The 13950-nt window shown below is 72.1% G+C and carries 13 protein-coding genes; 10 read left to right on the top strand and 3 right to left on the bottom strand.

Translation table 11 applies throughout. From position 1 onward, the window contains the following. Nucleotides 1–44: 44 nt before the first annotated feature. From bla to ACWGKQ_RS44845, 7 genes are all read left to right on the top strand, one after another. Nucleotides 45–920 carry a class A beta-lactamase gene (gene bla / locus ACWGKQ_RS44875; protein ID WP_453297848.1) on the top strand — a complete coding sequence of 292 codons (876 nt, stop codon included), beginning with the start codon at nt 45–47 and terminating at the stop codon, nt 918–920. 180 nt (nt 921–1100) lie between these two features. Next, nucleotides 1101–2675, top strand: coding sequence for an ATP-binding protein (locus ACWGKQ_RS44870; protein WP_453297847.1), 1575 nt, complete (start codon nt 1101–1103; stop codon nt 2673–2675). Continuing rightward, nucleotides 2672–3079: a roadblock/LC7 domain-containing protein gene (locus tag ACWGKQ_RS44865; protein ID WP_123979438.1), complete on the top strand. Its 408-nt coding sequence runs from the start codon at nt 2672–2674 to the stop codon at nt 3077–3079. Before ACWGKQ_RS44870 ends, ACWGKQ_RS44865 begins: the two co-directional genes overlap by 4 nt. Beyond that, the gene (locus ACWGKQ_RS44860; RefSeq protein WP_453297846.1) at nt 3076–3423 is read left to right on the top strand and encodes a DUF742 domain-containing protein; all 348 of its coding nucleotides are present in this window, start codon (nt 3076–3078) and stop codon (nt 3421–3423) included. Before ACWGKQ_RS44865 ends, ACWGKQ_RS44860 begins: the two co-directional genes overlap by 4 nt. After that, entirely contained in the window at nt 3404–4030 is a 627-nt protein-coding gene (locus ACWGKQ_RS44855) for a GTP-binding protein (protein WP_453297845.1), read from the top strand. Before ACWGKQ_RS44860 ends, ACWGKQ_RS44855 begins: the two co-directional genes overlap by 20 nt. Next, a complete protein-coding gene (locus tag ACWGKQ_RS44850; RefSeq protein ID WP_453297844.1) occupies nt 4027–5235 on the top strand; it encodes a cytochrome P450 in 1209 nt (402 codons plus the stop codon). Before ACWGKQ_RS44855 ends, ACWGKQ_RS44850 begins: the two co-directional genes overlap by 4 nt. Nucleotides 5236–5355: 120 nt before the next feature. Next, nucleotides 5356–6582, top strand: a complete 1227-nt coding sequence (locus tag ACWGKQ_RS44845; protein ID WP_453297843.1) for a cytochrome P450 family protein — start codon at nt 5356–5358, stop codon at nt 6580–6582. Nucleotides 6583–6585: 3 nt separating this feature from the next. On the opposite strand, the gene ACWGKQ_RS44840 is transcribed toward ACWGKQ_RS44845, so the two are convergent. Further along, entirely contained in the window at nt 6586–7749 is a 1164-nt protein-coding gene (locus ACWGKQ_RS44840) for an NAD-dependent formate dehydrogenase (protein ID WP_453297842.1), read from the bottom strand. Between the two features lie 107 nt (nt 7750–7856). After that, nucleotides 7857–8789, bottom strand: a complete 933-nt coding sequence (locus ACWGKQ_RS44835) for a LysR family transcriptional regulator (RefSeq protein ID WP_453297841.1) — start codon at nt 8787–8789, stop codon at nt 7857–7859. Between the two features lie 164 nt (nt 8790–8953). On the opposite strand from ACWGKQ_RS44835, the gene ACWGKQ_RS44830 reads away from it, so the two are divergent. Together ACWGKQ_RS44830 and ACWGKQ_RS44825 are read left to right on the top strand one after the other, a co-directional pair. Beyond that, nucleotides 8954–9943, top strand: a complete 990-nt coding sequence (locus ACWGKQ_RS44830; protein WP_453297840.1) for an aldo/keto reductase — start codon at nt 8954–8956, stop codon at nt 9941–9943. 54 nt (nt 9944–9997) lie between these two features. Next, nucleotides 9998–11155, top strand: coding sequence for a PP2C family protein-serine/threonine phosphatase (locus ACWGKQ_RS44825; RefSeq protein ID WP_453297839.1), 1158 nt, complete (start codon nt 9998–10000; stop codon nt 11153–11155). A 6-nt stretch (nt 11156–11161) separates the two neighbouring features. On the opposite strand, the gene ACWGKQ_RS44820 is transcribed toward ACWGKQ_RS44825, so the two are convergent. Beyond that, a complete protein-coding gene (locus ACWGKQ_RS44820) occupies nt 11162–12811 on the bottom strand; it encodes a carboxylesterase/lipase family protein (protein WP_453297838.1) in 1650 nt (549 codons plus the stop codon). A gap of 229 nt (nt 12812–13040) precedes the next feature. Here ACWGKQ_RS44820 and ACWGKQ_RS44815 point away from each other — a divergent pair, with 229 nt between their 5' ends. Continuing rightward, nucleotides 13041–13826: an NPP1 family protein gene (locus tag ACWGKQ_RS44815; RefSeq protein WP_453297837.1), complete on the top strand. Its 786-nt coding sequence runs from the start codon at nt 13041–13043 to the stop codon at nt 13824–13826. Nucleotides 13827–13950 lie beyond the last annotated feature (124 nt).

Below are 13950 nucleotides of genomic sequence, written 5' to 3'. Positions count from 1 at the left end.
CGCAATCGCGTCCCCCTCACTGTCGTCCCGGTAAAGGAGCGGTAATGCGGAAACCTTCGCGCCGGATGGTGCTGACCACCGCTCTCGGTGCGGCGGTGGCCGGGCCGCCGGCCCCGGAGGCGACCGCGAGACTGCGCGCCCTGGAACGCGAACACCGGGCCCGGCTGGGTGTGTTCGCCTGGGACACCGGCTCGGGGGCCCGGCTCGGGTACCGGTCCCGCGAACGCTTCGCGATGTGCTCGGTGTTCAAGACGCTCGCGGTCGCCGCCGTCCTGCGCGACCTCGACGAGTCCGTGCTGACCGAGGTCGTGCACTACGACGAGGGCGATGTCGAGCGGGCGGGCGGTGCTCCGGTCACCGGAAGGCCCGAGAACCTCGCCGCCGGAATGACCGTCGAGGCGTTGTGCGCGGCGGCGATCTCGTACAGCGACAACACCGCGGCGAACCTGTTGCTGGAGCAACTGGAGGGGCCGGTGGCGGTGACGCGACTGTGCCTTTCGCTCGGGGACCGGGTGACGCGCCTGGACCGGTGGGAGCCGGACCTGAACTCGGCGGAGCCCGGGCGGATCACCGACACCACCACTCCGCTGGCCATCGCGACGACCTATGCGCGGCTGACCGTCGGGCACGCCCTGGACGGCGCCGACCGGCGGCGGCTCACCGGCTGGCTGCTCGCCAACACCACCGGCGGGGAACGGATCCGCGCCGGGCTGCCCGGCGACTGGACGGTCGGCGACAAAACCGGAACGGGCGGGTACGGCACCGCCAACGATGTCGCGGTCGCCCGGCCGCCGGGCCGTGCGCCGGTCGTCGTCGCCGTCCTCTCCACCCATGCCGAGGCCGCCGCCGAGGCCGACTCCGCGCTGGTCAGGGCGGCCGCCGCGGTGGTGGCGGACACCTTCGAGCAGGGAACCGCATAAGATCGCTCACAGTCGGAACACAGCAAGCCGCCTTTCCCGTAGCCGGTTTTCAGCAATGAGACCGGAACCGTTCTGTTTCGATCACGGACTCCCCTATAGTGACGCCCAGTTCAGCACCGAGCGTCACAACTCCTTCACCGGACAGACATCCCTACCCGCTCCGAGGACCAGACCGGACAGATGACCGCGCCCACGCATCCCGGCGACCGACCTTCCCTTCGCACCCTCGTTCCGGCCTTCGTGCTGACCGCCGTGGTGTCGGCCCTCGTGGTCGTCGCCGCGGTGACCGCCGCGCCGACGTCGGTACGCACGCCCCTCGCCCTCGGCGCGAGCGCTGCCGCGCTGCTGCTGTGCACGGCGGTGACCTGGGCCGTGCACTCGGCGCGGGCCGCGCGCGGCGCCCGGCGGCGGCTGGAGGGGGTGAGCCAGGACATCGGACGGCTGCTCCAGCAGCAGGCCCGGACCACCGAGGACGCGCGCCAGGAGCAGCAGCGGCTGATCGACGAACTGGCGCAGCAGCGCAGTGAGTTCGCCGAGTCGTTCGAGCAGGAGCGGGCGCGGATCCACCAGGACAGCGGCCAGGAGGCGGACTGGTACCGGCAGGAGAACGCCCGGCTCGCCACCGAACTGGAGCGCGCCTTGCGGGAACGGGCCGTCGCGATCGCCGCCGCCGGCAACGCGGCCGGGCGGATGCAGGCCCTCGCCACCGCCACCCTCGCCGACCTGCGGGCCATGGAGGACCGGCACACCGACGAGGACGTGCTCGCCGACCTGCTGCACCTCGACCACCGCACGGCCCAGGCGGGCCGGCTCGCCGACTCCATCGCCGTGCTGACCGGGGCCCGTTCCGGCCGCCGCTGGGCGCGTCCGATCAGCATGGAATCGATCCTGCGCGGCGCGATGGGCCGTATCAGCGGCTATCGCCGGGTGCGGGTGCACTCGGTGAGCGAGACGGCCGTCGCCGGCCACGCCGCCGAGGGTGTCATGCACGCGCTGGCCGAACTCCTCGACAACGCGGCGAACTTCTCGCCCCCCACGGCCGAGGTCCACGTGTACGTGGAGGAGGTGCCGGCCGGGGTCATCGTGTCCGTGGAGGACAGCGGACTGGTGATGGGCGATGTGCAGCTGCGCCGCGCCGAGCGGGCGGTCGCCGGTGACAGCACCGAGCTGGGCGGTCTCACCGGTACCCGGCTCGGGCTCGGGGTGGTGGGCCGGCTGGCCCGCAAGCACGGCCTGAAGGTGTCGTTCCGGCCGTCGGCGCGCGGCGGCACCGGGGTGCTGATGCTGGTCCCGCAGGACCTGCTGACCCGCCCGGTCGCCGACGAGCCCGTACTCGCGAAGGAGCCGGAGCCCGCCGAGCCGGAGCCGGCCGCCGCGGACCCCGTACCCGTGCACGAGTCCGCCGAGCCGGACGAGGACGAGGAAGGGCCCACCGGGCTGCCCAGGCGGCGCCGTGGCCGGACCCTCGCCGAGGCCGAGCGCCGGTCGGCGCCCCAGCCCGCGGAGCCGCGCCCCGCGCCCGGCGCCGCGGACGCCCAGGTCCGCGCCGCCCGCTTCAACAGCTTCCGGCAGGCCGTCCGGCCGTCCGCGCCCGACGCGGCCGGCACCTCGGCCGAGCCGTCCGCAGCGGCCGAGGAAGCGGCCCCGTACACCCCCGCCCCCGTACACGACCCGGTCCCCGCGTCCCACCCGGAGGCCGGTGCAGAACCCACGTCCCACCCGCACGCGTACCCGGAAGGCGACACCACTTCATGACCGGCAGGACCACCGCCGACGACAAGCTCACCTGGCTCATCGAGGGCCTCCTTGAGCGCACCCCCGGCGCGCGGCACGCCCTGGTGCTCTCCCGCGACGGACTGAAGCTCTGCCGTACCCCGGAGCTCTCCGTCGACCAGGCCGACCAGCTCGCCGCGATCGCCGCCGGCATCCAGTCGCTGTCGCACGGGGCGTCCGTCGAGTTCGGCGACGGCAGCGGCGGCGTACGGTCGGCGATGACCGAGTTCTACGGGGGCGTGCTGTTCATCGTGGAGGCCGGCGAGGGCGCCCACCTGGCCGTGGTGACCAGCGAGGACGCGGACCCCGGGCTGGTCGGACACAACATGAGCGAACTGGTCGAGCAGCTCGGCGAACACCTGACCGCGCAGCCCCGCACGTCATGAGCCGCCCGGGCAGGGACGACGCGCCCGACCGCCTGTACACCATCACCGGCGGCCGCAGCAGCTCCGGCCCCGACAGCCCCTTCGACCTGGTCACCCTGGTCGTCGCGGAGTCGGCGCCGACGCCCGGCATGCAGTCGGAGCACGCGGCGATCCTGCGCCTGGCCGAGTTCCCGACCTCGGTGGTGGAGCTCGCCGCGGAGCTGAAGCTGCCGGTGAGCATCACCAAGGTGCTGCTGTGCGACCTGCAGGCAGCCGGCCGGGTCAGCGCCCGCCATCCCTACCGGCCGGCCATCACCGACCCCGACATCCTGGAGCAGGTGCTCGTTGGACTCCGCAACCTCTGACGCGCGCACCCCGTTGGGTGCCTCCGCCGACAACGGTTTCAAGATCGTGGTCGTGGGCGGCTTCGGCGTCGGCAAGACCACCCTGGTCCGCTCGGTCAGCGAGATCCGTCCCCTCAACACCGAGGAGACGATGACCCAGGCCGGCGAGGCGGTCGACGACATCCGGGAGGTGCGCGGCAAGTCCGCCACCACCGTCGCCTTCGACTTCGGCCGGATCACCCTGGACGCCCGCAACGTGCTGTACCTGTTCGGGGCGCCGGGCCAGGAGCGGTTCTGGTTCCTGTGGGACCGGCTGTTCTCCGGCACCCTCGGCGCGGTCGTGCTCGTCGACACCCGGCGGATCGACGACTCCTGGTACGCCATCGACCGGCTGGAGAAGCACGGTACGCCGTTCATCGTGGCCTGCAACCACTTCGGCGGCCCCGTGCACCCGCCCCAGGACGTCCGGCACGCCCTCGACCTGGACCCGAACGTCCCGCTGGTCGACTGCGACGCCCGCTCCCGGGAGTCCGGCAAGCAGGTGCTGATCACGCTCGTGCAGCACGTCAAGAACCGGTACGCCGGCCCGTCCGCACCGGTGGACCTGCCCCGACAGGAGTTCGTGTGAGTCCCGAAGCCGTGCCGCTCGGCGGCCCCCGGTTCCAGACCGAACCGGCGCGTCTGTACCGCGAGATGCGGCGCGACCACGGCGCCGTCACCCCCGTCGTGCTCGACGGGGACGTGCCCGCCTGGCTGGTGGTCGGCTATCGCGAGCTGCACCAGGTGACCGGGGACCCGGTGCTGTTCAGCCGGGACTCGGAGCTGTGGAACCAGTGGGACACGATCCCCGACGACTGGCCGCTGCTGCCGATGATCGGCCGCAAGCAGCCGTCGATCCTCTACACCGTCGGCGAGCGGCACCGCGAGCGGGCCGGGATGATCAGTGACGCGCTGGAGGCGGTCGACCCGTTCGAACTGCGCGGCCACGCCGAGCGGTTCGCGGACGAGCTGATCGACGGGCTGTGCACCAGCGGCGAGGCCGACCTGATCGGCCAGTACGCGACGCTGCTGCCGGTGCGGGTCCTCGCGCGGCTGTACGGCTTCCCCGACGAGGAGGGTCCCGGCCTGGTCACCGCGCTCAACGACATGATCGACGGGCGTGAGCGGGCGATCGCCGGGCAGCAGCATCTGGCCTCGTCCATGGCGCAGTTGCTGGCCGACCGGAAGGCGGACCCGGCCGACGACGTGGTGTCGCGGATGCTCCAGGACAAGAGCGGGTTCACCGACGAAGAGATCATGCAGGACCTGATGGTCATGATGGCGGCCGGGCACCAGCCGACCGCCGACTGGATCGGCAACTCGCTGCGCCTGATGCTCACCGACGAGCGGTTCGCGGCCTCGCTGTTCGGCGGCCGCAACAGTGTCGCCGAGGCGATGAACGAGGTGCTGTGGGAGGACACCCCCAGCCAGAACATCGCCGGCCGCTGGGCCTCCCGCGACACCCAGCTGGGCGGCCGCCGGATCCGCGCCGGTGACCTGCTGATCCTCGGCCTGCAGGGCGCCAACTCCGATCCGCAGGTGCGCACCGACGCCTCCGCGCTGACCGGCGGCAACAACGCGCACTTCTCCTTCGGGCACGGCGAGCACCGCTGCCCGTTCCCCGCCCAGGAGGTCGCCGAGGTGGTCGCCCGGACCGGCATCGAGGTCGTCCTCGACCGGCTCCCGGACATCGACCTGGCGGTCCCGGCCGAGTCGCTCACCCGGCGGCCCTCGCCGTGGCTGCGCGGACTGAGTGAACTGCCCGTCAGGTTCACGCCCGTACCCACTCTCTGATCCGCACGTCCGCACCTCCGCACGTCCGCACCTCCGCACGTCCGCACCTCCACATCGAGAGACAGGCGCAGCACACCGCATGGCGCAGTTACCCGACCCTGCCCTGGGAGGCACGTCACGATGACGACCGGTACCGAAGAATCCCGGATCGCCCTCGACCCCTTCGTCACCGACCTCGAGGGCGAGAGCGCACGGCTGCGCGCCGCCGGTCCGCTCGCGGCCGTGGAGCTGCCCGGCGGGGTGCCCGTCTGGGCCGTCACGCGCCATGCCGAGGCCAAGGCGCTGCTCACCGACCCGCGGCTGGTCAAGGACATCAACGTGTGGGGGGCCTGGCAGCGCGGGGAGATCGCGCCGGACTGGCCGCTGATCGGCCTGGCCAATCCCGGCCGTTCGATGCTCACCGTGGACGGCACCGACCACCGCAGGATGCGCACGCTGGTCGCGCAGGCGCTCACCCCGCGCCGGGTGGAGCAGATGCGGGAGCGGATCGAGAAGCTCACCCAGGACCTGCTCGACGGGCTCCCGGCGGACGAGGAGAGCGTCGACCTCAAGGCGGCCTTCGCCTACCCGCTGCCCATGTTCGTGGTCGCCGACCTGATGGGCATCGACGAGGCCGAACTGCCCCGCCTGAAGGTGCTGTTCGAGAAGTTCTTCTCCACCCAGACCCCGCCCGCGGAGGTCATCGCGACCCTGACCGAGCTGGCGGGGATCATGGCGGCGACGGTCGCCGCCAAGCGGGCCGAGCCCGGCGACGACCTCACCAGTGCGCTGATCATGGCCTCCGAGGACGGCGACCACCTCACCGACGAGGAGATCGTCTCCACCCTCCAGCTGATGGTGGCGGCCGGGCACGAGACCACGATCTCCCTGATCGTCAACGCGGTGGTCAACCTCTCCACCCACCCCGACCAGCGCGCCAGGGTGCTCTCCGGCGAGGTGGACTGGTCGGCGGTGGTCGAGGAGACCCTGCGCTGGTCCACCCCGACCTCGCATGTGCTGATCCGGTTCGCCACCGAGGACGTGCCGGTCGGCGACAAGGTGCTCCCGGCGGGCGACGCGCTGATCGTGTCGTACGCCGCGATAGGCCGTGACGAGAACGCGCACGGGCCGAGCGCCGGGGAGTTCGACGTCGCCCGGGAGTCGGCGAACCGGCACATCTCCTTCGGGCACGGCCCGCACGTCTGCCCGGGTGCGGCGCTCTCCCGCCTGGAGGCGGGCGTGGCGCTGCCCGCGCTCTACGACCGCTTCCCCGGCCTGGAGCTGGCGGTACCGGCGTCGGAGCTGCGCAACAAGCCGGTGGTCACCCAGAACGACCTCTTCGAGCTGCCGGTGAAGCTCAACCCGTAACCGTCAGCGGGTGTGCACGGAGTACGACCTGGCTCCCGTGCCGGCCAGCCGGCCGCCGTCGACGATCAGGTACTCGTCGCGGATCGGCCGGCCGGCGAGCCAGTGCTCCAGGATCTCCCGGGTGCCGGCCGCGTAGCGGGCCTGCGCGGAGAGCGAGGAGCCGGAGATGTGCGGGGTCATCCCCTGGTGCGGCATGGTGCGCCAGGGGTGGTCGGCGGGCGCGGGCTGCGGGTACCAGACGTCGCCCGCGTAACCGGCCAGCCGGCCGCTGCGCAGCGCCCGGTCGACGGCGTCCCGGTCGACGATCAGGGCCCGGGCGGTGTTGATGAGATAGGCGCCGCGCTTCATCCTGCCCAGCAGCTCTTCGCCGAACAGTCCCTCGGTTTCCGGGTGCAGGGGCGCGTTGACGGTGACGACGTCGCAGTGCGGGGCCATGGCGGCCGCGCTCTCGTGAAAGGTCAGGTTCAGCTCGCGCTCGACGGACTCGGGCAGCCGGGTCCGGTCGGTGTAGTGCAGCTTCACGTCGAAGGGCGCGAGGCGGCGCAGCACCGCGAGCCCGATCCGGCCGGCGGCGACGGTCCCGACGTGCATGCCCTCCAGGTCGTAGGACCGGCTCACGCAGTCGGCGATGTTCCAGCCGCCGTCGAGCACCACCTGGTGCGAGGGCAGGTAGTTGCGGACCAGCCCCAGGATCATCATCACCACGTGCTCGGCGACGCTGATGCTGTTGCAGTACGTCACCTCGGCGACCGTCACCCCGTGCGCGATGGCGGCGTCGAGGTCGACGTGGTCGGAACCGATGCCTGCGGTGACGGCGAGCTTCAGGTTCTTCGCGGCGGCGATGCGCTCGGGGGTCAGGTACGCCGGCCAGAACGGCTGCGAGATGACGACGTCCGCGTCGGCCAGCTCGCGGTCGAAGACCGAGCCCGCGCCGTCCTTGTCGGAGGTGACGACGAGGGTGTGGCCGGCCTTCTCCAGGAAGGTGCGCAGGCCGAGTTCGCCCGAGACACTCCCCAGCAGGTGGCCGGGGGTGAAGTCGATCGCCTCGGGGGTCGGGGTGGTCTGGCCGCCCGGGTAGTGGTCGATGACGGGGATGTCGTCGCGGGCGTAGCTCTTCGGGTATCCGTCGGTCGGGTCGTCGTACAGGACGCAGAGCACCTTGGCCATGATGGCGGCTCCTCAACTCCGTTGCGGATGGCGCATTCCACGATCCTCGGGGGCAACTGCGCAGGTCAAAACGAACGTCGCTATCCCGTGATAGCCCGCTCCTATCATCAGCCGCGGCCGTCCAGGACGGCGTGCAGCCGGCTGTCGAGGGCGTCCCTGAGGCCGGCCTCCCGGGCGACCTTCACCAGGGCCCGGGCGAGCACGGACTGGGGTTCGCTGCGGGCGACGACGAGTCCGACCCGGGGGCCGTGGGCGGGGCCCTCCAGCGGGACCACGCGCATGCCCTCCGGGACGCCGAACATGTGCAGCCAGGCGTGCGAGATCACGCTGGACCAGCGGCCGCCCGGGAGGTGGGCGTACAGCCCGGCCACGCTGTCGGACTCGATCGCCGGGACGGGGGCCGCCCCGTCGGCGGCGAAGCACTCGTCGATGATCCGCCGGTTGCGCATCCGCTGCCCGAGCAGGCACAGCGGGAGGGCGGCGGCCTGCAACCAGGTGGCCGTGACGGCCTCCCCGAGGGGGCCGCCGACCGGGGTGAGCAGGACGTACCGCTCCTCGTAGAGCGGGAAGCGGCGGACCTGGCGCAGTTCGTCGTCGTCCAGGTAGGTCATGGCCGCGTCGAGTTCGAACCCGGCGAGGCCGCGCCTTATGTCGGCGGACGACAGGGACTCCATGGCCACCCGGGCGTGCGGATGCCGGTCGCAGAAGGGGCCGGTGAGGAGCGAGGCGACGGGGACGGCGGTGGGGACGATGCCCAGGCGCAGGGTGCCGGTGAGGCCGTCCCGCAGGGCCGACAGTTCCTGGCGGAGCGCGTCGCCCTCGGCGAGGATGCGGTGCGCCCAGGCCAGTACGACCTCGCCCTCGGGGGTCAGGCCCTCGTAGCGGCGGCCCCGGCGCACGATCGGCACTCCGAGTTCGTGTTCGAGCCGGCGGATGGCGGCGGACAGTGACGGCTGCGAGACATGGCAGGCGGCGGCCGCCCGGCCGAAGTGGCGCTCCCGGGCGAGCGCGACGAGGTATTCGAGCTGACGCAGCAGCATGCGGCCTCCACGGGCGGCTCGGCGACGGGCGCGGGTACGGGCACAGGCGGGTACGGGTTCCGGGTCTACGTCTACCGGATCGGCGGCGCGCGTTTGACTTCGAGTGCTCTTGAAGTCGTAGCGTCCATGAGGAGAACGAGTCAGCGGGAAAGGCTGGGAGTCACATGCAACAGCGCAATCTGGGAGATCTGTCGGTTTCCGCCATCGGCCTCGGCTGCATGGGCATGTCCGCCTTCTACGGGACCGCCGACCAGGACGAGGGGCTGCGGACCATCCACCGCGCGCGGGAACTCGGCATCACCTTCCTCGACACCGCGCAGCTCTACGGACCGCTCACCAACGAGTCGCTCGTGGGCGAGGCGATCCGGGGGCACCGGGACGAGTACGTGATCGCCACCAAGTTCAACTACCGCATGGACCACGCCGTGCCCGGCGACATGAGCAGCATCGGCCCGCAGGACGGCTCGGCCGAGCACGTCCGCAGCTCGGTGCACGGCTCGCTGGAACGCCTGGGCACCGACCACATCGACCTGTACTACCAGCACCGCGTCGACCCGAACGTGCCGATCGAGGAGACCGTCGGCGCGCTGGGCGAGCTGGTCGCCGAGGGCAAGGTGCGGTACATCGGGCTGAGCGAGGCCGGTCCCGAGACGATCCGGCGGGCCCACGCGGTCCACCCGGTCACGGCCGTGCAGAGCGAGTACTCGCTGTGGTCGCGCGACCCGGAGGACGGCGTGCTGCCGGCCTGCCGGGAGCTGGGCATCGGGTTCGTCCCCTACTCGCCGCTGGGCCGCGGCTTCCTCGCCGGCCGGTTCTCCTCCCCCGACGACCTGGACGCGAACGACTGGCGCCGCACCGGTCCCCGCTTCACCGGGGACAACCTGGAGGCGAACCTGCGGCTGGCCGACAAGGTGAAGGAGATCGCCGCCGAGAAGGACGTGACCCCGGCGCAGCTGGCCCTCGCCTGGGTGCTGGCGCAGGGCGACGGCATCGTCCCGATCCCGGGCACCAAGCGCCGCACCTACCTGGAGCAGAACGCGGGGGCGGTCGACGTCGAGCTGACCAAGGACGACCTGGCCCGGATCGAGGCCGAGGTGCCCCGGGCGGCGGGCGAGCGCTACGACGAGGCCGGGATGCGTTCCGTGGACCTGTAGGGCTCCGCCGGTTCGCGGTGGCCGGGCGGGGAGCGGTGACGCACGCTGGTAGGCATGGGGAGCCGGTGGAGCGTCGCGCGGCTGGGGCAGTCGTGGCAGTCCTCACACGTACTGCTGCTGCTCCCGGTGCTGCTCATCGTGCTGATCACGGTGGCGGCCATCGACTCGCCCCCGGACGTGCACCTGGGTCCCACCCTGGTCATCGCGCCCGCGCTCACCCCGTCGTTCGCCGGCCCCCGTACGACCGCGCTGGTGGGCGCGCTGGCGGTGGCCGCCCAGGTGGTGATCGCCGTGTTCCACGGCGGGCTCGTCAGCGCGAACCACATCGTGCAGCTGGTGACGCTGTCGATACTTTCGGTGATCATCGTGTTCTACTGCGCGGTCCGCGACCGGCGCCGTGCCCAGCTGGCCCAGGTCCGCTCGGTCGCCGAGGCCGCCCAGCACGTGCTGATGTGGCCGCTGCCCGAGCAGATCGGCCCGCTGCGGATCGCCTCGCTGTACCTGGCCGCCGAGGACGAGGCGCAGATCGGCGGCGATCTGTACGCGGTCACCCGCTCCGACGGCCAGGTCCGGGTGCTGATCGGCGATGTCCGGGGCAAGGGGCTGGCCGCGATCGGCGAGGCGGCGCTGCTGCTCGGGGCCTTCCGGGAGTCCGCCCACCGGGACATCCCCCTGCCGGAGCTGGCCGTCCTCCTGGAGCAGAGCGTGACCCGGTACGCGGCGGACCGGGACTCGCCGGAGGAGGCGGGCGAGCGGTTCGCGACCGCCCTGCTGATCGAGATCCCGGACCTGGACCCGGTGACCCGGATGACCAGCTGCGGCCATCCGCCGCCCCTGCTGCTGAGCCCCGGGCACGCGGTCACCGTCCCGAGCCTGCATCCGTCGCCGCCGCTGGGCGTGCACGGCACCCGGGCCACGGAACACACGGTGGACGTGTTCTCCTTCGAGCCGGGCGACACCCTGCTGCTGTACACCGACGGGGTCGTCGAGGCGCGGGACACCCGGCGCCGGTTCTATCCGCTGGCGACCCGGGTGGCGCAGTGGACCGACGCGTCTCCCGAGGCGCTGATCCACCACGTCCGGCGCGATCTGCTGGTGCACGCCGGCGGTCACCTCGGCGACGACGCGGCCCTGATCGCCCTGCACCGCACCCCGAGCGTGCACCGCCGTCAGCACCACGGCATCCGCGGCCACGACTCCGCGCGGGCGTAGCGGGCCTCAGTACTCCGTGGTCTGCGACTGCAGGTACGTCGTCAGGAAGGCGAGCTTGGCGTCGCTGTCGGCCACCGCGAGGGTGCCGAAATCCGCGCCGAGTTCCATGGTGCGCGGGGTGTCGGTGGCGAGGGCGGGCCAGTTGGTGAGGGAGTTGCCGTTCGGGTCGCCGGTGGCGGCGAAGCGGGCGACGTAGGAGGCGGTGGTGTCGGCGATGTCGTAGTCCTTGGCGGTCCAGGGGCGGCCGGTGTTGTAGAGGTAGCCGAGCAGGTAGTAGACGTCGGAGCCCTGGAAGGCGCCGGTCGCGTCGGTGCCGATGACCGGGTTGGTGTCGTCGTACCCGGGCGGGACGCGGGTCCAGAAGTAGGTGTGCACGGCGCTGGAATTGGCGGCGGTGTCCTTGAACTGGGTCGCCCACAGGAATGCGGAGACGCGTTCCTCGTCGCGGGCGTAGGCGCTGTACTGCTGGGCGGCCGTCGTGTCGCTGTCCGCCGGGTACAGGCCCAGGAAGGTGTCCGCCAGCCCCAGCGGGCCGAACGCGGAGCGGGCGTACGCCTTGAACGCGTCGAGCGTCAGCTTCAGGTCGGGCGAGGCGCCGTTGGCGTCCTTGCAGACGCCGGTCAGGACGGGCACGTCGGTCTCGGCGCAGGCTTTCAGCACGGCGGTGTAGGTGTCGGGCAGGACGTATCCGTCGAGGACATGACCGAAGTCGGCGGTGGTGTCGGCGGCCGCCCGGGAGACGAGGTCGTCGGCGTCCAGTGCGCGCAGGCCCGCGAGATCGGCGGCGCCCGCCCGGTCGGCGAAGGCGGTGCCGTCGGCCTCGGCGTCGGCGAGGGTCCGGTAGTGCCCGGGGCCCTGGGCGAGTCCGGGGTCCTTCGTGTACCGGACCCCCGAGGAGAGCAGTGCGCGGTGGTAGAGGCCCCTGGCGCGCCGGGACGCGAGCAGGATGTTCACGACGGACGCGCCCTGTGCCCAGCCCGCCAGGGTGACCCGGTCCGGGTCGCCGCCGAACGCGCCGATGTTCCGCTGGACCCACTCCAGCGCCGCGACGACGTCCTGGATCCCCCAGTTGCCGGAGCCGCCGTACCCGGACTCGGCGGTCAGCTCGGGGTGGGCGAGACCGCCGAGCGGGCCGACCCGGTGATCGAGGGTCACGACGACCACGCCCTTGGAGGCGAGCAGCGAGCCGTTGTAGATCTCCTGGCCCGACCACAGGGCCCGGTCGCCGCCGTACAGCCAGACGAGGACGGGGCGGCCGTCCCCCGAGCCGGTGGCCGACGTCCAGATGTTGAGGTTCAGGCAGTCCTCACCGAATTCGGGGAGCTGGTCGCTGAGGATGCCGGTGACCGGCTGCGGGCAGGCGGGGCCCCAGGAGTCGGCGGCGCGGACGCCGGTCCAGGAGGGGGCGGGCTGCGGCGGGCGCCAGCGGTTGGCGCCCGCGGTGGTGTCGGCGTACGGGATGCCCTTGTAGACGGTGACGCCGCGCAGGCTGCCCTGGACTCCGGTGACCTGGCCCGACTCCGTGGATATCACGGTGGCGGCGGAGGTCTTCGCCGCGGCCGGGGTGGCCAGCGTGCCGAGGAGTCCGGCCGCGGCGGCGGCGCCGAGGAAGCCGCGCCGGTTCAGCGGGGCGGAGGGCATGTCTGTGTCGCTCACGGGGGTTCCCTTTCGGGCGGTGGGGGGACGAACAGACGAGAAGCCTGGCGTCGGGGGACTCGCGCGGCAACCGCATCCGGGTGACTCACAGCAGGTCAACAGCCTCTGACAGCACGGATGTTGAAGCTGCTGTTCAATTGTCTTTGGGTCAAAGTTAAGTCGTAAGGGTGGTCGCCGGTCCGGGCTGACTGTCAGACTCCGCTTCGCCTTCAACAGACATGGAGTCGACATGCCCGACCTGCAACCCCCCACCCGCAGACGGCCGTTGCGCAAGGCCCTCGCCGCCGCCCTCGGGGCGCTCGCGCTGGTCGTCGCGGTGCCCGCCACGGCGCACGCCGACGTCCTGACGCTGCTGCCGCAGAACGCCGACGGTCTGGAGCAGACGTTCTCCCCGGCCTACGACTACGACGGCGACGGCTGCTACGCCACCGCGGCCATCGGCGCCGACGGCACCATCAACCCCGGTCTGGCGCTCGGCGGTGACGTCAACGGCCACTGCCACGACTACGCGCAGCTGGCCAACGCCAACACGTACTCCCGCGAGAAGTGCAACAACGGCTGGTGCGCGGTGATGTACGCCAGCTACTTCGAGAAGGACCAGGCGACGCTCGGGCCGCTGGCCATCGGGCACCGGCACGACTGGGAACACGTCATCGTGTGGATCCAGAACAACCAGGTGCAGTACGTCTCGGTGTCCCAGCACAGCAGCTACCAGGTGGCGGCCGCCTCGGCGATCCGGTTCGACGGCACCCACCCGAAGATCGTGTACCACAAGGACGGCGTGTCCACCCACGACTTCCGCTTCGCCAACTCCAACGACGAGCCGCCGGAGAACGTGACCGGCGGCTGGTTCTACCCGCGTCTGGTGGGCTGGGACGGCTACCCGGCGGGCTACCGCGACAAGCTGATGAACGCGGACTTCGGCGACGCCACCATCAAGATCAAGGACGGCTCGTTCAACGCCAACCTGGGGTACTCCATGCCGTCCGGGATCTCCTTCGACCCGAACGCCTGAGCCGGGCGGGGCCCTCGACGGGCCGGGCCGGGTCGTCGAGGGCCGGCCGGCAGCCCGGTCGGCCCTCATCGGGGCGGATGCCTTCGGCGAGGTCCTCGTCCAGGACCCCGGCCTCAGTGGCGCC

It is taken from the genome of Streptomyces sp. NPDC054770 (genome assembly GCF_053611985.1).
This window is presented reverse-complemented; position numbering and strand designations above follow the sequence as displayed.

Coding starts and splice junctions, on each gene's coding strand:
- bla (WP_453297848.1), top strand. CDS start 45: ATGCGGAAACCTTCGCGCCGGATGGTGCTGACCACCGCTCTCGGTGCG.
- ACWGKQ_RS44870 (WP_453297847.1), top strand. CDS start 1,101: ATGACCGCGCCCACGCATCCCGGCGACCGACCTTCCCTTCGCACCCTC.
- ACWGKQ_RS44865 (WP_123979438.1), top strand. CDS start 2,672: ATGACCGGCAGGACCACCGCCGACGACAAGCTCACCTGGCTCATCGAG.
- ACWGKQ_RS44860 (WP_453297846.1), top strand. CDS start 3,076: ATGAGCCGCCCGGGCAGGGACGACGCGCCCGACCGCCTGTACACCATC.
- ACWGKQ_RS44845 (WP_453297843.1), top strand. CDS start 5,356: ATGACGACCGGTACCGAAGAATCCCGGATCGCCCTCGACCCCTTCGTC.
- ACWGKQ_RS44840 (WP_453297842.1), bottom strand. CDS start 7,749: ATGGCCAAGGTGCTCTGCGTCCTGTACGACGACCCGACCGACGGATAC.
- ACWGKQ_RS44835 (WP_453297841.1), bottom strand. CDS start 8,789: ATGCTGCTGCGTCAGCTCGAATACCTCGTCGCGCTCGCCCGGGAGCGC.
- ACWGKQ_RS44830 (WP_453297840.1), top strand. CDS start 8,954: ATGCAACAGCGCAATCTGGGAGATCTGTCGGTTTCCGCCATCGGCCTC.
- ACWGKQ_RS44825 (WP_453297839.1), top strand. CDS start 9,998: ATGGGGAGCCGGTGGAGCGTCGCGCGGCTGGGGCAGTCGTGGCAGTCC.
- ACWGKQ_RS44815 (WP_453297837.1), top strand. CDS start 13,041: ATGCCCGACCTGCAACCCCCCACCCGCAGACGGCCGTTGCGCAAGGCC.